The sequence below is a fragment of the Pseudonocardia oceani genome (assembly GCF_019263585.2).
GTDB lineage: Bacteria > Actinomycetota > Actinomycetes > Mycobacteriales > Pseudonocardiaceae > Pseudonocardia > Pseudonocardia oceani.
The window spans coordinates 2,505,426-2,525,854 of the sequence record NZ_JADQDF010000001.1 but is presented as its reverse complement, the minus strand read 5'-3'; the positions used below and the strand labels follow the sequence as shown (position 1 = coordinate 2,525,854).

Annotated in this window: 14 protein-coding genes, 2 pseudogenes and 1 other annotated feature; of the genes and pseudogenes, 7 read left to right on the top strand and 9 right to left on the bottom strand. The window is 66.3% G+C overall.

Annotated elements, in window-relative coordinates; translation table 11 throughout:
- Positions 1-7 precede the first annotated feature (7 nt).
- Complete coding sequence (locus I4I82_RS34945) at positions 8-331, top strand: hypothetical protein (protein WP_218595725.1); 324 nt, start codon at positions 8-10, stop codon at positions 329-331.
- 116 nt (positions 332-447) lie between these two features.
- Here I4I82_RS34945 and I4I82_RS12575 read toward each other — a convergent pair whose 3' ends face one another.
- Positions 448-687 carry a hypothetical protein gene (locus tag I4I82_RS12575; protein WP_218595724.1) on the bottom strand — a complete coding sequence of 80 codons (240 nt, stop codon included), beginning with the start codon at positions 685-687 and terminating at the stop codon, positions 448-450.
- 348 nt (positions 688-1,035) lie between these two features.
- Positions 1,036-1,671, bottom strand: coding sequence for a DUF6308 family protein (locus I4I82_RS12570; protein WP_218595723.1), 636 nt, complete (start codon positions 1,669-1,671; stop codon positions 1,036-1,038).
- Positions 1,672-2,300: 629 nt separating this feature from the next.
- Here I4I82_RS12570 and I4I82_RS12565 point away from each other — a divergent pair.
- Complete coding sequence (locus tag I4I82_RS12565) at positions 2,301-4,079, top strand: DUF262 domain-containing protein (RefSeq protein ID WP_218595722.1); 1,779 nt, start codon at positions 2,301-2,303, stop codon at positions 4,077-4,079.
- Between the two features lie 1,699 nt (positions 4,080-5,778).
- Here I4I82_RS12565 and I4I82_RS12560 read toward each other — a convergent pair.
- On the bottom strand, positions 5,779-7,104 hold the full coding sequence (locus tag I4I82_RS12560; RefSeq protein ID WP_032401348.1) for an ISL3-like element ISPfr2 family transposase: 1,326 nt from the start codon (positions 7,102-7,104) through the stop codon (positions 5,779-5,781).
- 811 nt (positions 7,105-7,915) lie between these two features.
- Here I4I82_RS12560 and I4I82_RS12555 point away from each other — a divergent pair.
- Positions 7,916-9,162 (top strand): annotated as a pseudogene (locus tag I4I82_RS12555) (IS3 family transposase).
- Positions 8,197-8,325 (top strand) — a sequence feature (AL1L pseudoknot). (Overlaps the previous pseudogene by 129 nt.)
- A gap of 279 nt (positions 9,163-9,441) precedes the next feature.
- Here the strand turns inward: I4I82_RS12555 and I4I82_RS12550 are convergent.
- On the bottom strand, positions 9,442-9,753 hold the full coding sequence (locus I4I82_RS12550) for a putative quinol monooxygenase (RefSeq protein ID WP_006247389.1): 312 nt from the start codon (positions 9,751-9,753) through the stop codon (positions 9,442-9,444).
- Between the two features lie 107 nt (positions 9,754-9,860).
- Here I4I82_RS12550 and I4I82_RS12545 point away from each other — a divergent pair, with 107 nt between their 5' ends.
- Positions 9,861-10,802: a GlxA family transcriptional regulator gene (locus I4I82_RS12545; protein ID WP_027504856.1), complete on the top strand. Its 942-nt coding sequence runs from the start codon at positions 9,861-9,863 to the stop codon at positions 10,800-10,802.
- Between the two features lie 427 nt (positions 10,803-11,229).
- On the opposite strand, the gene I4I82_RS12540 is transcribed toward I4I82_RS12545, so the two are convergent.
- The 3 genes from I4I82_RS12540 to I4I82_RS12530 all read right to left on the bottom strand — a co-directional run bounded on the left by I4I82_RS12540 (position 11,230) and on the right by I4I82_RS12530 (position 15,515).
- The gene (locus I4I82_RS12540; protein WP_218595721.1) at positions 11,230-12,060 is read right to left on the bottom strand and encodes a transglycosylase domain-containing protein; all 831 of its coding nucleotides are present in this window, start codon (positions 12,058-12,060) and stop codon (positions 11,230-11,232) included.
- Positions 12,061-12,310: 250 nt separating this feature from the next.
- Entirely contained in the window at positions 12,311-14,632 is a 2,322-nt protein-coding gene (locus I4I82_RS12535) for a DUF4407 domain-containing protein (RefSeq protein ID WP_218595720.1), read from the bottom strand.
- 142 nt (positions 14,633-14,774) lie between these two features.
- Positions 14,775-15,515, bottom strand: a complete 741-nt coding sequence (locus I4I82_RS12530) for an FHA domain-containing protein (protein ID WP_218595719.1) — start codon at positions 15,513-15,515, stop codon at positions 14,775-14,777.
- Between the two features lie 219 nt (positions 15,516-15,734).
- Here I4I82_RS12530 and I4I82_RS12525 point away from each other — a divergent pair, with 219 nt between their 5' ends.
- The 3 genes and pseudogenes from I4I82_RS12525 to I4I82_RS34765 form a co-directional block, all read left to right on the top strand.
- Positions 15,735-16,568, top strand: a complete 834-nt coding sequence (locus I4I82_RS12525) for a hypothetical protein (RefSeq protein WP_218595718.1) — start codon at positions 15,735-15,737, stop codon at positions 16,566-16,568.
- A gap of 766 nt (positions 16,569-17,334) precedes the next feature.
- A complete protein-coding gene (locus I4I82_RS12520) occupies positions 17,335-18,213 on the top strand; it encodes a hypothetical protein (protein WP_218590007.1) in 879 nt (292 codons plus the stop codon).
- Positions 18,210-18,440, top strand: a pseudogene (locus tag I4I82_RS34765) (DUF5131 family protein); the annotation flags it as partial. The gene I4I82_RS12520 and the pseudogene I4I82_RS34765, both read left to right, overlap by 4 nt.
- On the opposite strand, the gene I4I82_RS12510 reads toward I4I82_RS34765, so the two are convergent.
- Together I4I82_RS12510 and I4I82_RS12505 are read right to left on the bottom strand one after the other, a co-directional pair.
- Complete coding sequence (locus I4I82_RS12510; protein WP_218590008.1) at positions 18,437-18,838, bottom strand: IS5 family transposase; 402 nt, start codon at positions 18,836-18,838, stop codon at positions 18,437-18,439. The pseudogene I4I82_RS34765 and the gene I4I82_RS12510 overlap by 4 nt on opposite strands.
- Positions 18,839-18,884: 46 nt before the next feature.
- Complete coding sequence (locus I4I82_RS12505) at positions 18,885-19,946, bottom strand: phosphotriesterase family protein (RefSeq protein ID WP_218590009.1); 1,062 nt, start codon at positions 19,944-19,946, stop codon at positions 18,885-18,887.
- Between the last annotated feature and the right edge of the window lie 483 nt (positions 19,947-20,429).

The following is a 20,429-nucleotide window of genomic DNA, read 5'->3' as shown; positions in this document are numbered from 1 at the left end:
CTCGTTGATGCCGTTTCAAATCGAGAAGGTCCGGACCGACAACGGCGCGAAGTTTCAGTCCAGCTTCCACCGGCAGGTCCTTGATCACGGCATCGGCACATCTACATCCGGACCGCCACACCGCGTCTCAACGGCAAAGGTGGAACGATCCCATCGCATCGACGCCGAGGAGTTCTACCGGCTGCTCGGCGGCGCTGTGATCGACAACGCCAGCGTGTTCAATGACAAGCTCGAGCAGAAGCTCTATGCCTTCGGATCTTCCGGACGAGCACGGGGCGAGGTATCGGTAAGCGCGGCTCGCATCGCGACCAGACCACCAGGCGTCACTTGATAAGTTGTGTCGAGGCCAAGGGGCGTCCGGGTCAAGGACATGCCCGTACTCATCGTCACGTCGGTCGCACCGGCGCTGCAGCCCGACCGAGTCGACGGCCCCTTGGGCGTAGTTCATCAGCCGGACCGGCGATGCTGAAAGCGCGCCTTCAGCATCTCCAGCCCGAGGTTGTCACCCGCCCCGCAGACGGCCGCCGTGTGCGGTCGACCGCGACGAGCGCCTTCCTGCCTTCCTGCCGTCGCGCGCCTCTTGGCCGGGCGGCGCTCGCCGCACCAGTTGGCGCCGCTCGCGGTGTAGCTCGGGTCGAGCTGGTAGGACGCCGCAGCGTCGCTGTCCATCTCCCAGTGCTCACGCATGGTTCTGCTCCCTTCTTACTCATTGATGTGCGGACACAAAAAGGCCCAGAACGCCGAAGCGTTCTGGGCCTTGTCGCAATCACGTGAAACGACAACGGGCGCCACTACTGAGCACAGAAGTGTGCTGTAGTGGCGCTGATCGTACTTAGTGCGTTGCAGCTTGTCGGTGCGAGGTGCTGATAACAATGATGCCCGCATCGCGCGGTTGTGTCAACGGTCAGCTGACCCTGTTGCCGTTCCGAGGCCGCACGTCGGTTCGTGACACCTCCCCGAGGGTGCTCCGCTGGTTTCGGGCGCGCCGCGGTCGACTTAGCGGGCCGCCCTCCGGCCGGATGCGACACCGGTGAACTACCAACCGCGATCCTTGCCCTCGCGCCAGCAGATGACGTCGAAGATGCGCAGTGCGCCGATGTCGTCGGGCAGGCCGGCGGCGGCGCGGAGCCGGAGAAGGCGATGATGCAAGGCCGCATCGTCGGCGCGAAGTGCTTGTCGCAGCGGTTCCCACTGCTGTTCGGTGGAGCCGGTCACCTTCGTCACAACGGTGTCCCAGATCGGGCGCAGTCGTGGGCGCTTCCGGGCGAGGAGCTTGCTCGCTGTCGTAGGGCCGATGCGGTCGAGCCCACGCAGTGCGCTCATCACCGCCCAGCCAGCCCAGTCGTCGGCGAGCGGGTCAACCTCGTCGACGAGATCGCGGTCCTGACCCACGTCGGCCAAGAGCGCGGCGAACTCATCAGCCCGTTCCCGCAGCAGCGCCCGGGCCGCGGTAGCGGAGACGTCGACGCTGAGGAAGGTGACGGCGACCAGGTCGTCGGCGGTGAAACGGTCGACGTCCTGCACTCGGGTGCCGGTGCTGTCCCAATGGTCGAATGCCGCTCCGACGGCCGAGCCCGGACCGGCGAACGGCCGGCCGTAGTAGCGCGTCAGCAGCGCAAGCGCCGCGTCATCATCCGAACTCTGTAGCGACTCGGGGAGCTGAAAAGCCATGTGGGCCAGCTTGCCCCGGTGGTCGTCGGTGGGGCAGCGAGCGCCGCGGTTGTCACTCTGTCGGGCAGGTACGGCGTCACCGGCCGGGAGCTGCGCGGATATGCGCTCATGGCCGCGCGGGCCGAGGCAACTGCTGATCGACCGCCTTCGTCGGGGCCTGGCGGCCCTAAGGGCGGCCCTATGCCAACCTCGCCGATGAACTGGGTCGGTGAGGTGGAGCGTGCGCGGTGCTCGCGCCACGCAGTGGACCGCCCCGCCCAGGCCGATGATCTGCAGCGGGCCACCCAAACATCCCGCGTGAGTGACCTCGCGCGCTCGGCGCCGAGCGCAGCAGCGGCGACCAGGGTCCAAGATATGGTGCCGTCATCGGGGGAGCGAGATCCGGCCGTCCATGGAGTGACCTGGGCACGCCACCGAACGCCGAGGGAGGCCCTGCGTTCCGATGCTGAACACTCCACGGCTGATTCGGTTGCGAATCGTAGCAGGCAAACGAGTCGGTCGATTCGATCGTGACCGGGCTGTGTCGCAAACGTGCTCGCCGGGAATGCAGAATGGGAAGCGCCCGTTGTGCGAGCGCGTAATGCGTTCGCCAGAAGCTGAAATCGAATGTCCATTGAGAGGATCGCGCCGTGATTAAGTCGGCCAATCAGTACCCGGTTCACGCGCTGCTGTCCTACGAAGGCAACCTTACCTACCGAGTCCCGCCGTACCAGCGAGAGTACTCCTGGCAAAAGGCCGAGTGGGAAGATCTCTTCCAGGACCTCGTAGAGGCCGACGATTCGCACTTTCTCGGAACGATCATCACTCTCAATCAGACGACGGACGCAGTCGCGAGCGGCATCCTGGAACTGATCGACGGTCAGCAACGGGCGACGACTCTGACGCTGCTGCTGGCCGCGATTTACTCGGTGCTGAACGAGCATCGGGAGGATCTTGACGACGAGGCGCGCAATGAATTGTTCAACCTGGGTCGACGGCTCGTCGGCAAGGGTGGCGAACTCCGGGTTACCCCGCAGACACAAGGGCGCAATCGCGACGACTACCGGGCGGTATTGGCCGAGGCCGGCCTGCCTGTGGAGCCAGCACAGAAGAAGCCGTACTTTCCCCTGCGTCGGATCGCTAGGTGTTACCAGTATTTCCGCGGCTCGATCACCAGGCTCGCCGAAACCAACGGATTTGATGAGGTTAGGGCCGCCCGCATTATGCTCGAAGCAGTCCAGAAGGCAATACTGGTCAAGATCGAGGTAGCGAATCACGCCGACGCTTTCGTGTTGTTCGAGTCACTGAACAACCGAGGGATGCCACTCACCCCGGTCGACCTAATCAAGAACCATCTCCTGGCGGTTTCCGAACGCCATGGCGTCATGCACGTCGACGAGGCCTTCAAGCTATGGAACGAGATGCTGACGAATCTCGGCGACGACTACGCGACGCAGGAACGTTTTCTTCGGCACTACTACAATGCATTCAAGGCTGAACTGCCTGAGGTGGCCAATGCGCCCGTCGCGACCCGCACGAAGCTGATCCGCATCTACGAGACGCTACTGGGCAAGAACATCAAGTCGGGTGTCGACGACCTTGTCGGCGCCAGCCGGATCTACGGACGCGTCACCTGCGTCGCCGAGACGGACGCACCTACTGCGCTCGACGAGTCGTTCCGCCATTTGATGCGCGCGCAGGGTGCGCCGTCCTACGTGCTCGTGATGTGGCTGCTCGCGAAGCAGGCAAAGCTCGGGCTCACCGAGTATCAACTCATCTCCGTCACCCGCTGGTTGACAAGCTTCTTCGTCCGTCGCAACCTGACCGGCTACCCGCAGACCTATGCGTTACCGAAGCTCTTCATGACCATCATCGCCATGCTCGACGGGCGGAGCGGAGTTGGGGTCGTTGACATCATCGCGAAGGAGCTCACCGACGCGTCGTCCAGCGATGAGGATTTCCGCAGGCGTCTGGAGGGTCCGATCTACGACGAGAACACCGACGTGGCCCGCTTCCTGCTCACTACGCTGTCCGAGGACGCGATGACGAAGGAGACCCAGACGGATCTATGGGGCCAGGAGAAGGGCCACTTCGTTTGGACAATCGAGCATATCCTTCCGCAGGGAGCCAACCTGCCCGACGCGTGGAAGCAGATGCTGGGTGGTGCTGCCGCGGCCGCTTCAGCGCAGGAGGCCGATGTGCACCGGCTCGGCAACCTGACGATCACGGCATACAACAGCACTCTCGGCAACAAGTCGTTCCCCGAGAAGCGCGACCGTACCGATACCAACGGTAGGTACATCGGCTATCGCAACGGGCTAGCACTGAACGTCGACCTCGTCGACAGGCAGACCTGGACGGTGGCGGATATCGAGGAGCGCACCAAAAAGCTAGTCGACGCCAGCCTACTTCGATTCCCATTGCTGTGAACCACTTGGCTGCACAATGAACGCGACGACTAACGGCGTGACTACGAGTTCCTGGTGGCGCCGTACAGCCGATTGGACAGCGCTGCGGTGGTCGAGGCGTCGGCCGATCATTACTCACATATAGCAACGCAGGGCGGGCCGACCAGCGCATCGACGGTGGCCGCGCTCGAAGGGGCGCGGGCGGCGATCCGGGGCCGGCACCCGAAGGTTCCGGCGGTAGTGATGGTCCTCGGCGCCAGCGTGGATCAATCAACGTCAGGGGGCGGGTGACGATCGAGTGTGACCCCGGCGCCCACCTCAGGATGTACCAAGGCGAGCGTGAGGGATGGACCTTGCGCGGCAATGTTGACGTCTACTCCAGAATTTAGCCGGGTACCGCGTCTGACTCTTAAGCGACTGCCTCCGATCACAAGAACCTGGCAGTGCCAAGGCAGCGTCCTGTCACACCCCGATGACGTTTCCGCAGCGGCGGGCCGCCTTGTCTCCGGAGGTTAGTGGTATCGACGAGCGGCCACGAGGCCGTGATCAATTATTCGTGAGATGAACTGCCTGCGGCGACGCGGGCTTCTTTGAGAGCCGCGTCGCCGCCGAGGCGTTCATCCCGAGCAGACGGAGGCTGCTTGAATAGAGCCTCGCCTGGGGGTGGTAAGTTACTGCTGTACGAAGGTCAGAGTGCTCGATATTGGCGCCAGGTCCTTCAAGCCCTCACCGTCATCGTCAACGTCAGCATTCAGCGTTGAAGTGGAGACGGTGTACTGAAAGTCATCCTGCTGTCGGATCCAGTCACCCGTGCACGTCCACGTCTCGGAGAAGTCAGACGGCTCAGTTCCCGTGTCTTGGAAACGGCAGGTGAGTGAACCCGACCCATCCGGTCCGGTCCATTGAAGCGGAATTACAATCTCGTGAAACTCCAGGCGTAGCCGTTTCGTGCCAAGCTTCGGGTCGCAACCATCGAGCGCTGGTCCATCCTTACTGATCCCGACGGTGCAGCCTGTGGGCCAGTCCACCTGGAACTGAGCGACTGCGCGGACCTGGTAAGGCGCGGAGAGCGTCCATTCGAAGCCTGTCCGGTGACGGACCCGTCCCCAGGTTCCGCTTGTCGTCCAGATCTCGCCAGCCGAAAATTCCTGCATACGAGTCTGAGTGTTCGACTCGGCCGCCCCAGCTGGCGTCGGCATTGCCACGCTGCCAAATGTCACCAGGATGAAAGCAGCAAGGGTGATGCCTAGCAGTCTGACTCTCACTTCGACTCCTTGTTCGAGGTACTTGCCTTCAACGCAAGGATGTCGGGGGAAGCTGAGTGATGATGGTTCACCCCTGAACCAGGCGAGATAGCACAACTGGCGAGTCCTAGCCGGTTTGGGGTTAGGGACGGCTGCCTCTTCAGCCGGGAGAACACCTCGGCACCCTTCCGGCGAGTGACCACGCCAGCGTCGATGGCCCAATGCGTGAAGCTCTGTAGCTGCCTGGTGGATCAGTGAGTTTGCCTGCCGTCGATCTCGGCGAACTCGTGGACCGGGATGGTGTGTGGGTGCGATCGAGCCGGATGTTGAAGGCTCTGAAGACCTCGCCCTCCCCCCCGGCGGCAACCTAAGCTGGCACGAACCAAAGTCCGGACCGTTTCTGCACCGCGCCCCTTCGGCTGTCTGCAGCTTCGATGCTTGGGGCATCTCTCCAGGTCGTCAATGGGTTTGCTGGCTCATCCCAATCGGGGGTGTAGGAGTTGGGGTCTGAAGCCGCCGGTCTCGAGCAGGCTTCGGGCGATGTAGTTGGTCAGGTTGCGGAACCCGAGTGCGGAGCCGCGCAGGTGTTCGAGCCGTCCGTTGAGCGCCTCGGTCGGCCCGTTGCTGGTGCCGGGTCGTTCGAAGTAGGCGAGCACGTCAGCGGCTCGCTTCTTCAGGGTCCGGCCCAGGGTGGTGAGCTCGGTGAGCACCTTGGGGACGCCGGCGCTGAGGTCGGTGATCAGCTTCTCCATGAGCTCGCGGCCACGTTGCCGGTCCTCGTGGCGATAGGCGGCGATCATGCGCTGGTAGACACCCCAGGTCGCCTCGACCTCGACGTGAGCGTCATCAACGAACAGCGCGCGTAGCCTGTCGCTCTGCTTGTCGGTGAGCAGGTCCGCGCCGGTGTGCAGCGTGCGCCGCGACTTGTAGAGCGGGTCGTCCCTGAACCCACGGTGCCCGTGGATCGCGAGTTGGACCCGGCGCCGGCACCTGTCGAGGGCGTCACCGGCCAAGCGCACGACGTGGAAGGGATCCATCACCGTGACCGCGTCCGGGATCTCCTCTGCAGCGGCGGTCTTGAACCCGGTGAAGCCGTCCATCGCGACCACCTCGACCGCGTCACGGAAGGCGTCGTCGCGGTCGGCGAGCCAGGTCTTGAACGCCGCCTTCGACCGGCCCTCGACCATGTCCAGCAGCCTTGCTGGGCCGGCGCCATCGCGGACCGGGGTGAGGTCGATGATCACGGTGACGTACTTGTCGCCACGCCTGGTGTGGCGCCAGACGTGCTCATCGACGCCAATGACCTTCACGCCCTCGAACCGCGTGGGGTCGTTGATCAGCAGCCGATTGCCTTCGGCCAGGACCGCGTTGTTGGCGGTGTCCCACGCGACCCCGAGTCCCTCGGCGACACGGGCGACGGTGAGGTGTGCGACCACGATCCCTTCCAGCGCCCACCGCAACCCGGTGCGCGAGAGCTTCGCGCGTGGCTCCGCCGCGGCGCTGGTGTCTTGGCGCCACACGTGTCCGCAGTCGGCACAGCGGTAGCGGCGCACTACAACTTCCAGCACGGTCGGTCGCCAGCCCAGCGGCTCGTGGGCCAACCGCCGGATCACGGTGTCACGAGCAGCGCCTTCGCTGCCGCACCGTCGGCACCACTGATCTGGTTCCACCACGCGGCACGCGAGGACCGCACGATCCGGTTCAAGTCGTTGCCCGGTCACGCTCAGACCGAGGCCGTCGAGTCGAGCGAAGGCGGTCAGGTCAGGGCGGCCGAAGCCGGCCGGCGGGGTAGCGTCGGACACGTCGAGGTCTTTCGGATGGATGGCGTAGGAACCTCCATCGTCGGGAGACCTCGACGTCTATCTGCGGACCGACGCGCCCGGCCGACCTACACCCTCATCTGGGAAGAGCCCTGAAACGTCTTCGACGACGACGGGACCGGCGAGGAGCAAGGCGCGGTGAGCTAAAGAATGGAGCTTGCTCGGCTTCGACGCCGCCGCGAGCTCCGGTGAAACTCCGGTAAAACGGTCGGTACTGGTCGGTCGTCGTCGGTCACCACCGGATGGCAGCGTCCCCCACGCTCGGCGTTTGCGCAGGTCAGCGGCTCGTTCACCCAGTGGGCGCATCAAGCGATAGACGCAGAGCCGACGTGATTAGGTCGTCGGTTCGATTCCGACAGGCGGCTCCGGCGAACCGCCCCTGACCTGCGCAAACGCAGGGCAGGGGCGGTTCGGTTCTGGTGGTCGCGCGATGCGCTGGCCTCACGGCTCTGCCCGACACCGACGTCGCTCTCCTCTGCGACGGACCCCTCGCCGGCTGAGCGCTCGCGGCCGGCATCCTGTCCGTGTGCCGATAGGCCTCGCTCCGCTCGGCAACGCAGCGCGGCGTTGTGTCGCGACCTGGACGTGCGAGGTGTCAACGGTGCGTCGGCGCAGCGATCGTTGTGTGCGCAGCGAGATGCTCCATGCCGCACGCGCGGCGCGCACGAACGCAACGCCCCGGAACGCCAACGACCCGTCATCGCTGCGACGCGCAACGCGTCTCCCGTCACGGCAACGGATTGTCCCGTCCCGGGTTTGATGGAGAGCATCAAGCCTGGAGGATGATCGACCGATGGCCGCCCCGAGGAAGTACCCCGACGAGCTGCGGGAACGAGCGATCCGGCTCGTGCTCGACGCGAAGGCCGCCCCGGACGGCGGCGGCGGGAACGTCTACAAGCGCATCGGCGAGCAGCTGGGGATTAACCCGGAGACGTTGCGCGGCTGGGTGAAGCAGGTCGAGATCGACAACGGCAGCAGGCCGGGCACGACCACCGACGACGCGACGCGGCTGGCGGAGCTGGAACGTGAGGTTCGGGAGCTGCGGCGGGCGAACGCCATTCTGAAGTCGGCCTCGGCTTTCTTCGCGGCGGAGCTCGACCGCCCCAACAGGTAGTCCTCGACTACATCGAGGCGAACAAGACCGAGTTCGGGGTCGAGCCGATCTGCGCGGTATTGAAGGACGCAGGCGTGAAGATTGCCCCGAGTACTTTCCATGCGTCGAAGAAGCGGCCGCCGTCGGAGCGCTCGCTTACCGATGCCGAGAATTTGAACGAGATCGAGCGAGTGCACCGCGACAACTTCAGCGTCTACGGCAGCCGGAAGGTGTGGGCTCAGCTGCGCCGCCAAGGAGGGGTCAACGGTCGCCAAGTGGCACGCTGCACCGTCGAGCGGCTGATGCGCCGCAACGGCCTGCGCGGGGTGTCCCGCCTGCGGGTGCCGCGCACCACGGTGCGAGCCAAGGGACAGGACCTGCGGCCGGACCTGGTCGACCGGGACTTCACCGCGCCCGCACCGAACCGGCTGTGGGTCGCCGACATCACCTACATCCGCACGTTCTCCGGCTGGGTATACGCCGCCTTCGTCATGGACGTGTTCTCGCGCCGCATCGTGGGATGGCAGCTGTCGCGCAATCTATACACCAAACTCGCCCTGGACGCCTTGAACATGGGGATCTGGACCCGGCAGCGCGCGGGTGCAGATCTCTCCGAATTGATACATCATTCGGACCGTGGCGTGCAATATGTCGCCGTGCGCTACGGCGAGCGACTCGCGGAAGTCGAAGCAGTGGCATCGGTGGGGTCGGTCGGCGATTCCTACGATAATGCGATGGCGGAGGCGTTCAACTCGCTGTTCAAGGCCGAGCTCGTGCGGAATCGGGGCCCGTGGCGCGGGATCGACGACCTCGAGCTGGCGGTCGCGGAGTACATCGACTGGTACAACCATCGCCGTCTCCACGGCGAGCTCGGCCTGATCCCACCCGCCGAGCACGAGGCGCTACACGCCGACACGAGCACCGCCCGGCAGCCCGCCGGAGCGTGAGAACCGAGCCTCCATCAAACCCGGGACTTGACAGATCGCAACCACGACCCCGCCCACGGCGCCTCGCGGGACGGAGGGCAAGTTGACACAGTTGCGCTGCCATGGAACCGCGCTGGCTCTCTCGATGACCACCGGTGAAACAGTGCCGCTCCAGGCTTGCGCCTGGTGTTGCCTGGCCTCCTCGTGATCGGCCCGTCGGGGATCGTCAACGTGGTGCGGGTGTCGAGGCGGTCGGGTCCGACGGCTCGGCGGGGCGCGATCGTCTCGTGCGTTGGCGGACTACGGGAGCTTGGACGCGAGGACGTCGGCCGCCAGGATCTCGGGTGCTGCGCCGAGGAGGTGCTGGTTGGCCATCAGGGCTGCGACGATGGCGCCGTTGGCGTGGGCGTCGCGAGCGGCCTCGTCGGGGAATGCATCGAAGATCCAGAAGGTGTCGGCGTGGGTCCTAGCCGCGAACCAGACAATCGTTCCTACTTCTTCGTTGGCGAGTGCGACAGCGCCGGCGAGCAGATCGGCGAGCGCGTCGTGCTGTCCATCGGCCGCGACGATCTTGGCGACGAAGGCATACGGAAGTGATGCGGGTGTGGACATGAGGGGTTCTCCTTGAAGTCGGGGTTCTTCGTGGGGCGAGTTCAGCGTATGACGAGCGAGGGCCGGTGGGGAGTGGCGTATACGACAGTATTGCTATTGTTCGCGCCATGCGTATCGGACTGATCGCGATCGACGGCTGCTTCGGTTCGGCTGTCGCGTCGGTCATCGACATCGTGCGGGTGGCCGACGGAGCCCGCGGCGATGTCGACCCGCGGATCGACCCGATCGAACTCGCCATCCTCGGACCGAAACGGCGAGTGACCACGACGGCATCGATGACCCTGTCGGTAGACCACCCGCTGTCGGAGTCCGGAGAGTTCGACGTGGTCGTCGTCCCTGCGCTTGGAACCCTCACGGCCGCCGCTACCAACGACGCCCTCCAGAGCCGAGATGCACGTTCGGTCATCGCCTCACTCGGGCGCCTCGACGACGCGACCACCCGGATCGCCGCGGCGTGCACCGGCGTGTTCGCCGTCGCCGAGACTGGACGGATGCATCATCGGCGGGCGACGACCAGCTGGTTCCTGGGGCCGGAGTTCCTGAAGCGCTATCCGACCGTCGCCCTCGATCTCGACACCATGGTCGTGGTCGACGGGAACCTCGTCACCGCCGGCGCCGCGTTCGCCCACATCGACCTCGCGCTCTCACTCGTGCGATCGATCAGCCCCGACCTGGCCCAACATGTCGCCAAGCTCCTCATCATCGACGAGCGTCCGTCGCAGGCGGCCTTCGTCGCCTACGAACATCTCCGGCACGAGGACCCGATCGTCGTCGAGTTCGAACGCTTCGTGCGCGCCCGCCTGGACGAACCGTTCAACGTCGCCTTCGTCGCGCAGTCGCTCGGCACCAGCCGGCGCACCCTCGAACGACGAGTCCGTGCGGCGCTCAACCTCACTCCGCTCGGCTTCGTCCAACGGCTTCGCATCGAACGAGCTCGGCACCTCTCAGCAACCACGGACCTCACCTCCGCCGAGATCGCGCTACGGGTCGGCTACGCGAACGCCGAGACTCTGCGCTCCCTCCTGCGCAGGGAGCGACGCCGTTCCTGACCTATCGCCATGCCTGTAGCCGGTGTCCTAGCGCTCGGTTGGAACCACCTCTCAGCACGTCGCGTCGACGCTCCTGCGTCGCCCCTGGACGACCCACTCGACACGCCCGCAGCACAGGCCATGTGACGTGCCCCGGCTTCCCGGACGGTCGGGGTTGGGTGGCTGTGATGTCGCTGCGTTCTCGTCGAGGGGGTCAGCAGACCCGATCAGGGTCGATTGGGATGAGCCGCGAAGGCGGTCAGGTCAGGGCGGCCGAAGCCGGCCGGCGGGGTAGCGTCGGACACGTCGAGGTCTTTCGGATGGATGGCGTAGGAACCTCCATCGTCGGGAGACCTCGACGTCTATCTGCGGACCGACGCGCCCGGCCGACCTACACCGTCATCTGGGAAGAGCCGGTTTGCTGACTCGTTGCCGCTCGCCGAGCGGGTCAGCCGGCCAGACCTGCAGGGCGCTCGCCGCAGGGGTCATCAGCGGCGGGCAGGTCGTCTGCGCGCCCACTGATGCCGAGGGCCTCGGTGGCGATGAACCTGCCGTCGCGCATGCCGCCCATCTGCTCAAACCAGCGTGGGGCGTGCTCACGGGCGTGCCAGTATCCCTTCGCGCTGATGAAGCCGGCTTCGCCCGGGTCCGCGACGCCGTTGCCGTTAGCATCGGCGGTGAACGCCATGCCGCCGTCTGGGGCGCGGTACACGTGCAAGGGAGAGGGGAGTAGTCCTGCGAGCATCGCGGATTCGTCCAACGACAGCGTCCGGCTGGAGTGGTCGAAGTAGTACCAGCTCGCCGCGCATACCCCGTAGACGTGCGGTGCAAATTGCGCCGTGTTGACGTAAATCTCCAGGATCCGGCGGTTTGGGAGCAGTAGTGCTACCTCCTCGGACAGCGGGGCCTCGAGGGCCTTGCGCAGCACGTCGGACTCCGGCCACAGGAACAGGTTTTTCGCGACTTGCTGCGGAATGGTCGAACCAGAGCGGTCCTCCTCGCCCGCCAGGTGCGCGGCGACCCGGTTGAGATAGTCGTTCGGGTCGACCGCGGTCCAACGCGTTGGAAGGTCCTGGTCCTCCTGACCCATTACCGTTATCAGGAAGTGCCGAGAGATGTGCTCGACGTCGACCCACTTAGCCACCGTGCTGTCCGGGTTGAGCAACCGGAACATAGTGGTTGCAGGATTCATGAAGCTGAGAAGCAGGATCAGTACCATCGGCAGGGCCGCCGCCGCCGCGACCATGGCGAAGATGCGGCGCCTGCGGCGGGTGCGCACCCGGTTGCCCGAACACGCCGAGCACCGGTTCGGTACGACGCGGGGCAGCTCCCGGGTGCCGTACCCGGATGCACGCGGTATCGGATCGGTGAAGCGCGGCGGGTGGCAGGGGTCGTCCGGGGGCTGCCACCCCGGCGTCGAAAAGGTGTGTGCGGACATCTGGGGGGCCCCGTCTGCTGAGCGGTCGGTGACTGCTCACAGGGTTCGCGATCAGAGCTATGGAAGCTGCTTCATCCCCGAACAGTGCAGGTCAGGGTGACGGATGTTCGGCAGGGTCTGGCAGGGTCAGTGCGAGGTTCCGGTCTGGGGCGGACGGCTTGTCCGCACGAGTCGGCTCCGCCGGGCGCGGGATGGGAACTTCAATGTGAACGAGCTGAGGCCCTTGAGCCTCCTGAACTCCCTTGGCACCCACAGGGAGGTTGCGCTGGGCGGGAGTGAGCCTGCGCTCAATGTCGAGCAGCTTCTCCGCCAGCGCTGATACCGCCGTGGTTTTCGGGTCCATCGGGGCCCGGTCCGTGGGCTGCCCGGCCAGCAGTCGGTGAATCAAGCTCGCGAGGTCGGGTGGCAGCCCGGGGAGCAGGTTCAGCAGCGGGGTCGGAACCAGCGAGCCTGCCTGAGCGCGGTGCGCGAACGCCACGATGTCGTGCGGGAGGTCCGGCAGGTCCGAGAACGGCGCGCACCCAGCAAGCAGGAAATACCAGGTGGCGCCGATCGAGTAGAGGTCTCCGTACTGGTCTCCGGAGTGCCCGAGTAGGAACGCCTCGGGCGGGCTATAGAATTTCGTCCCCTGTGGGCGGCCGGTGCTGATCTCGCCTCGGACGGACCCTACGGCACGAGCTAGACCCCAATCGACGAGCCGGACCCGAATGCCCTCAAGAACGATGTTGTGCGGCTTCAGGTCGCCGTGCGCCAGCCGCTGGGAATGGGCGTAGCGCAAGGCCTCGATGACCTGGCGCATCACCATGACGGTGTCGATCAACGAGAGGCCTTGCCCGCTGCTCTCGACCCAGCGCACCAGGCTGCCCGGGGCATAGAGCCGGGAGGCGATCCACAGGTAGCCGTGCGTGTGTCCGTAGCCGAGCACCTCAGCTATCGCTGTGTGGGACTGAAGCTTGCGGGCCGCTGCCACCTCCGCGTCCCACATCTTGCGGGTGGCGGTCTTGCGTGCGGCGCCGTCGGACTCCTCGGCCACGACCTTGATCACGGCCTTGTCCGAGTGGTTGTCGACGTTTCGCCCGACCAGGATCCGGCCGAACGCGCTGCGGTCCGCGCCCTCGAGCGCGCCGATCGCCTCGTATACGCCAAAGCGCTTGCCGATCAGCTTCTCGTCCGCGGCGGTCCACCACACCGGGATGGACAGGGTGGGCCGCGGCGCGGGTAGCCTGCCACCCACGCCGCCCGCCGAGCCTCGTACCTCGATCTCCGCCAGCGCCTCGGCCAGCCGGCTCTCTTGTCTTGCACGCTCGATCCCGCGATCGACCTGCGCGGCGGAGTCAAGGTTCTCGGTGCGGGTCCGACGGGCTATGGCGCCCGCTTCGGCCAGCTCGTCGAGATCGGCTTGGTGTTCGGTCGACTCATGGTCGAGCCGCGCGTGGTAGCGGCCAGTGTGGGCTTGGAGGGCGTTGGCGTTGCGATGACGGGCCGCCAGGATCCGACGGTCGTGCCCGGCCCGGCCGCGCAGCATCTTCAGCAGTAGTGGGACCAGGTCCAGGAAGATGAGCCCGACGGCCAACAGGAGACGCAACGCGAGGGCGGCGTCGCTCGAGGTCGTGTAGTCGTGCATCGCCCGCCAGCGGGCGTCGATGCCGTTCTCAGAACGCGCGAGTCTCTCCACCATGGCCGCGTCTGCCGCCAGCAAGATGCGTTTCGCGGCGATCTCCTGGTCCAGCCCGTCCGCCAGCGCGGCACGCTGGTCGGTGGCGGCGCTCAGCGCTTCGCGAGCCTGATCAGCCTGCGCGTCTCGGGCTCGGGTCTGCGGGCCGTCGCCCGGAACGCCGGTCACATTCGCGCAACCTGGGCCAGGGTTGCGTTCGCATGCAGCCTGGTCGTTCGCGGTGTCGAGCGTCTCCTGTGCGGTTTGGACGGACTCGTCGAGACCCTGCCGACGGGCGATCAGCTCGTCGAGCTCACGCTGCCGGGAACTGGGGGTGCCGAGCTCACCGGTGACCAGCTGCTGGGAGCTGGTGATCTGGGCTTGGACGTTGTCAGCGAGCGTCCGCTCGATGCTGCTCGCGAAGATGGTTAGGCCCGCCGCCTCGGCCACGATCACGCCAATCACGATCGTGAAGAGGCCGCGCACGAGGTACCCGCCGGTGCGGCGCCACCGCGGCTGCTCCGGGTCGTCGATCTTCGTGGAGATGGCGCGGTCGAAGGTGCCGACGAAGAGTGCCCACAGGACGATCGCGGGCAGGGCGGCCCAGGCGCTCGTACGCACGGCACCGGTGATCGCAAGCCCCATCGTCACGCCTGCGATCAGGGCGTTGAGTACGACGAAGAATCCCGACATTTGGAACGTCGAGCGTTCGGTGCGGTCCTCGATCTCTCGCCAATCCCCGCCGCCGAGCCAGGCCATGGCGTTCCCTGCCTGCCATAGCCGGACTCGCCGGTCCGGCTGGCGGCGCACCTCGCCCTCTTCCAGTAGCGGGTCCCCGGCGGGCCAACCTGCCTTCGCAACGGGAGGTTCGACGTGGGTCTCGTGAACGGGGAGTCCCTCGTTACGCATCGCCGATCACCACCCGGAAGCGAACCGAACGACCCAGCCCGAGGACATCGCCCTGCACTAGGGATCCCGCCTGTACGGACACGCCATTGATCATGATTCCGTTAGAGCTTTCGGCGTCCTGCACCGCCAGCCGACCCGGACGCGGGGTCAGGATGGCGTGCGCACGCGAGATCGTTGGCGCGTCCAGGACCAACGTGCACAGGCCTGCGTCTCGCCCGAGGACTGCGCCGGAGCGCGGTACCTCGAGGACGGCCAGGCCGGGGGCAAGCGGCTCGAGGCGTACCCGCTGCAGCTGGGTTGCATCGTCTCCATACGGGCGGGTCGAGGCGAGGGCCGAACGAGGAGTGAGGACGTCGGGCAGCCCTGGCGGTTGGGCGGTGTCGGGGATAACCGCCGCCAGAACCCGGGGCGCCCGAATCTCGATTTGGTGTACGTCGCATGACCTGCGGATCGCCCGCTCGAGCAGGTCAAGCCGATCCAGTACGAGGCTGTGGTCCTGCGGGTGGCAGTGAACCTCGAGTGCGCCGAGTTGAAGCCGGTCGTCCTCCGTTGGTCGCCGGGCATGGGCCAGCGCTCGGCGCTGTATTACGTCGCCGAGGGGGTCACGCCCGCGCAGTCTCCACAGCTGCCTCCACCAGGCAGGGGTAGCGCGATGCGCGCGCAGCGCTGGCAAGCGGACGCCCAAGAACAGGCCGAGGCCGAACGCGATTACGCTGATCAGCACGGTCTCCATTACTGCCTTGTCTTCAGAACGAGAGAGCGAGGACGGGGTCCGGGAGCGGAAGGGCACTGCGCCGAATGGCTGTACTCAGATCGTCACGGTGATCACCACTGCTGAGTAGTCGAGCGACTGCGCGGTGGCGTTACGCGACGTGGGCACGTTGCTATTTCACGTCAGGAACGCCCACCGCGGCGGCTCAGGGGTCAACTACCCGTCGGTAACACAGACGGCGTGGATGCCGACGACGGTAGTACTCGACCGAGGAGGAGTTCAGCTGTGGGAGTACCCCCATCAGGCGCACCGGTCGCGGCGGCCGTGGTGACAGCAGGTGAGACACGGGTGCTTGTTGGACGCAGCCAGAAGTGCACCTTCGGCCGCGGCGACGAGAACGACCTCAGGATCGGACAAGCGGACGTTCAGTTGTCGCGTAAGGCTGGATCGATCGTCGGGGTTTCCGACGGAGCGCTCATCCGGAACCTGTCAAGGACCCAGTCCATCCGCTACCAGGCCCTCGGCGGGCCGGAGATGTGGATGGCACCGGGCATGGTCGTGGGCACCATGCCGTTCGAGCTGGTACGCCTGGAGCTCTTCGGGAAGTACGGCGCGGTATATGCCGTGGAGATCGACGCACGGGGACTTCTCGGGGGCCGCAGGGGTCGGCCTGTCCGCTCGGGGCTGGAACCGATCGGTGAAGAACCGCCCACGCTACGGCAGAGTACGGACGGTCTAACAGTCTACAAGCCGTCGCGAGTCCCGACCGGACGTGAGCTGGTCTACCTCGCCGCGCTATGCGAGCCGATCCTTACCCAGCCCGGTGGGCGTCCGCGGTCGTACCGCCAGATCGCCGAGCGGGCTGGCGCCAAGAATCCGGACACCGTCCGCACCACTCTGGACCGGCTCCGGAACCGATTGTCCAACGAGGGTATCCCGGGCCTTCGGTCCATGGACGAGGCGCCCCGTAACGAGGACTCGACGTACTACGTCGAAGCCCTCGCCCGCTGGGCCATCGACTCCCGGACAGTCGATGAGGAGCGCGTTTTCGAGCTGTTCGGCCCGCCCGCCTAGGCAGTTAGCCGTGGGCTTGGGCGCGTATAGGCCCGCGGCCAGCTTCGACCGAAGAGCAAGCTGCGTGCCACGCCATGTGCCACGAGATGCGGGCGCAAGGGTGCGCATCGTGTGCGCCGGTGGCATGTGTTGGTTCAGATCTACCCAGCTCAGAGCAGAGTGAGCACCTAACCTGATCCCTTTTAATCCGCGGGTTCGGGGTTCGATCCCCCGGGGGCCCACCCAAGCTGAACAGCAGATGCCGCTCAGCGCCTAGTGTCCTTGATCGCCTGTCACTGAAGCGCTCGAGGCGCACAACCCCATCGCCGGTCAGCACGCCCCGTCCCGCCGGGCCTCGCGTTGTCAAGGCGGGCCTCGAGGGCCACGCGAGCCTGGGCGATGACCCGACGGTCCGGGATGCGCACCGGACCCGACGGGTCCGGCAGAACCAGCTTGCCTTCAGTGACCGCGAGCCTCCACGGCCGTGGTTGGTCGCCTTACGGCGGCGGGGGAAACAACTCCCCGCCGCCCCAAGGGGACGGGCCACCAGGCCCAACCAGAGCAGGAGGCCACCGTGCACGCTCAAACGACACCCTGACCACCGTCCGGTGGTTCGTCGACCCCGACGACCTGATCTGCCCCGGTGCGGCGACCGCACGATCGAAGCCCCTCCGGCGATCTGGAGCGTGGGCGACGGGTTGCCGGTCGCGCAGTTCTCCCACCCGGACCGGACCGCCCTGTGCCGCACCGTGGCCGGCGGGATCGTCGACCCGATCGAGGTGACCCGATGACCGCGCCGGTCGTCGACGTGCCGGCGCGCGAGGCTCAGGCCGTGGTTGACGCGTACGTGTCAACACCGGACGGGCCGATCCGCGCTCCGATGGTGGCGGCACTCGAATCCGCGTGGGCGGCGATCCGGGCCCGGCACCCCGAGGTTCCGGCGGTGGTGATGGTTCACGGCGCCGGCTCGATCGGGAACGCGGGCGGTCTGCGGCTGGGGCACTTCGCCGCGATGCGCTGGGCCGACCCCGGCCAGCCCACCGGCGAGCAGGGCGGCGACGCGGTCGCGGTGCGGCTGCCGGAGGTGTTAGTCGGCGGTGAGGGTCTGGCCCCGGGGCCGGCCGACGTGCTTGGGGCGCTGCTGCACGAGGCAGCCCATGCGCTGGCCCACGTCCGCGACGTCAAGGACACGTCCCGGCAGGGGCGGTGGCACAACGCGAGGTTCAAGGCGCTCGCCGGGGAACTCGGCATCGAGGTCACGAAGACCCGCGGATCGGGTGGTCCCCGACGACTATCCCCGCCAACACCCGCGAGACCTAGCGCCGAGGTGATCGACGAGTTGGGACGGGTGCTGCGGCTGCACCGCTCCGTGGAGATCGGAGACAGGAAGGAGAGGAAGCCGACACCGCCGCCTTGCGGCTGCGAGTGCGGCCGCAAGATCCGAGTGGCACCGACCGTGCTCGCCGCTGGGCCGAAGTCTGCGGCACCGAATTCGCCCCCGACCTTCCTGAACAGGACGGGGAGGCGGGGGAGTGAGTACCCGCCGGCCCCGGCTGCCCGGTTTTCGACGCGGCGGCCGCGGCCACGGCTGCTCGAGTGGCCCGGAACCGCCTGTACACGGTTGCGCTCACCGCCGGCCTGTCGGACCGGGATGGGCACGCCATGACCCGGCCGACAGATCGGACCGTCGCGGCCATGCGGTGCAGCACGAATCCTCGTCGCTCGGTCGGAGGCGTGGCAACACGCGGAAACCGTCGGCGTGATCGCCTACGGTGCGAGACAGCAGAACGGAGAGTCACGATCATGAGTAGGTCTCGGATCGAGTGGACCGAGGTGACCTGGAACCCGACAACCGGGTGCGACCGGGTGTCTGCTGGCTGTGATCACTGCTACGCGCTGACGCTGGCGAAGCGATTTAAAGGGATGGGGTCGGCGAAGTACCAGAACGACGGCGCGCCGGCGGCGTGCTGGTGGGCGCGGACCACTCCGGAGTCGATCCCGACCGTCCACCCCGGGCCTTCGTGCTGGTCGGCGTCGCGGCGCAGCTCGTCGAGGACCCCCGACCAGGTTTTATCTCCTGACCAGCGGCGATGCCGGTTGTAGACGGTCTTCCAGTGTCCGTAGGCCGGTGGCACGTCCCGCCAAGGCAGGCCGCAGCGGGTCCGCCAGAACACCCCGTTGATCACTGTCCGGTGATCGGCCCACCGACCACTCCTGCGCGGGGTCTGGTTGGGCAACAAGGGCTCCAGCCGAGCCCATTCAGTGTCGGTCAGGTCATGACGATCGAGCACCCGCTCGGTCTACCGCATCTGCCGGTCAAGATCCGCGGGACACGCTCTAGGTGCGCGAAGCCGCAAATAGGCGTCCGGGGTTCGCGGTCAGAAGCGCTGCCGCCACCTCGGGCGTCACTCCATAACGCTCCAGGCGAGGCAAGAAAATCTTTGGAACGTAGCCGAATCCGTTCCCGCCATTGCAGGTCAACATGCTCTTGGCGGCCACATCGTGGCTCAGTAGTATTCGTGCGGAGTACCCGTCCCGAATCAGTCCGGCAACCGCGGCTGCGGTCTGGTCAGGGGCGGGAGACTGACCTTCCCCAGGGTAGTAGAACGGCATCCCGATCATGTCGAACTCGAGCCAGACGCCATGATCGGAAACGGCGCGCTGGTATTCCACGTCATGGCCAGACGGATCCATGTGGCACATGACGACCGCCGCGGGGGTAACTCCCTCCTCGCCCAGCACGATGTCGAGTACCTCGAAGGCTCGACGTTGCCAGCCCGGCAGGTGGATCATGAGCGGAACTCCGAGCTGGCGTTGGGCACGAGATGCAGCGCGCAGCCGGATCTTCTCCGCGTCAGTGAAGTCAGGCGAGACCCCGATCTCCCCGATGACTCCGGGCGCAAGTCCCGTGTCGCCGACTCCGTCGGTGAACTCGGCCAGGAGCTCCTCGGTGAGCTGGTCGGCGCTGGCGGAGGTGGTCCTGCTGTCGTGAAATCCGTGAACATACCAGCCGGAGCCCATCACGACGTTGATCCCTGACCTGTCGGAGATTTCTTTGAGCGCTAGAGGGTCCCGCCCGAAGTCTCCGTTCGTGCAATCGACGACTGTCCGACCGCCTGCCTCACTGAAGTTCCCGAGTTCCGCGGCTGTGGCGAGCGGGTCGTCCTGGCACCCGTTGTCGAAGCAGCAGAACGGACGGTCGGCAAGTAGCCAGTTCATCGACGGGCCCACGGGTGTGCCATACAGCTTGCGTTCGGCGGCGCCCTCGGGCGGCGTGAACCGCTTCGTGAAGTCGAAGATGAGGTGCTCGTGGGTCAAGGTCATACCGAGCTCGTCAACCGACACGGGACCTCGAACCGTGTTCACCTGCACGGCTTGGTCGGCTACCGCTGAAGCCATCTGGGTTCTCCTCTGTGTCGGGATCGGGCCGGCCGCCGGCCCGGACTGGATCAAAGCGCAATCGCCGGTCCCGGGAGCTTGTGCCGTACGTGTCGCTGACGCCTGGGCGGTGCGGCCGTGTCCACTGCCGTCCCGCAGCGTCCCGCGGCGTCCTGCGTTCGCCTGACCATGCCGTCCACCTCAGGGTCTGCGTGATGTGAACACTGTAGACAGGGGGCTACGCGCGGTTCGGCCGCAGCGCGCGACCGGGGTTCGCAGACCCAACAGCCGCGGGAGGAACGCCACTGTGTGCTCGTCAGACACCCGCCGTCGGCGCTCGATCGGTTCAGGACTGAGCTGTCGATCACCGGCGTCTCCGGTGTTGTCGGGAGCTATGGGTTGGGCCATCTAACACGATAGAAACGTTCTGAGTCTTGCTGTGACGCATGCTCCGTCGTAGGGTCACCCCGCAGCGCCTGACGCTACGGAGGTAGATCTGTGTCT

Coding starts and splice junctions, on each gene's coding strand:
- I4I82_RS12550 (WP_006247389.1), bottom strand. CDS start 9,753: ATGTCCACACCCGCATCACTTCCGTATGCCTTCGTCGCCAAGATCGTC.
- I4I82_RS34945 (WP_218595725.1), top strand. CDS start 8: ATGCCGTTTCAAATCGAGAAGGTCCGGACCGACAACGGCGCGAAGTTT.
- I4I82_RS12530 (WP_218595719.1), bottom strand. CDS start 15,515: ATGGAGACCGTGCTGATCAGCGTAATCGCGTTCGGCCTCGGCCTGTTC.
- I4I82_RS12520 (WP_218590007.1), top strand. CDS start 17,335: ATGACCGCGCCGGTCGTCGACGTGCCGGCGCGCGAGGCTCAGGCCGTG.
- I4I82_RS12545 (WP_027504856.1), top strand. CDS start 9,861: ATGCGTATCGGACTGATCGCGATCGACGGCTGCTTCGGTTCGGCTGTC.
- I4I82_RS12535 (WP_218595720.1), bottom strand. CDS start 14,632: ATGGCCTGGCTCGGCGGCGGGGATTGGCGAGAGATCGAGGACCGCACC.
- I4I82_RS12575 (WP_218595724.1), bottom strand. CDS start 687: ATGCGTGAGCACTGGGAGATGGACAGCGACGCTGCGGCGTCCTACCAG.
- I4I82_RS12570 (WP_218595723.1), bottom strand. CDS start 1,671: ATGGCTTTTCAGCTCCCCGAGTCGCTACAGAGTTCGGATGATGACGCG.
- I4I82_RS12505 (WP_218590009.1), bottom strand. CDS start 19,946: ATGGCTTCAGCGGTAGCCGACCAAGCCGTGCAGGTGAACACGGTTCGA.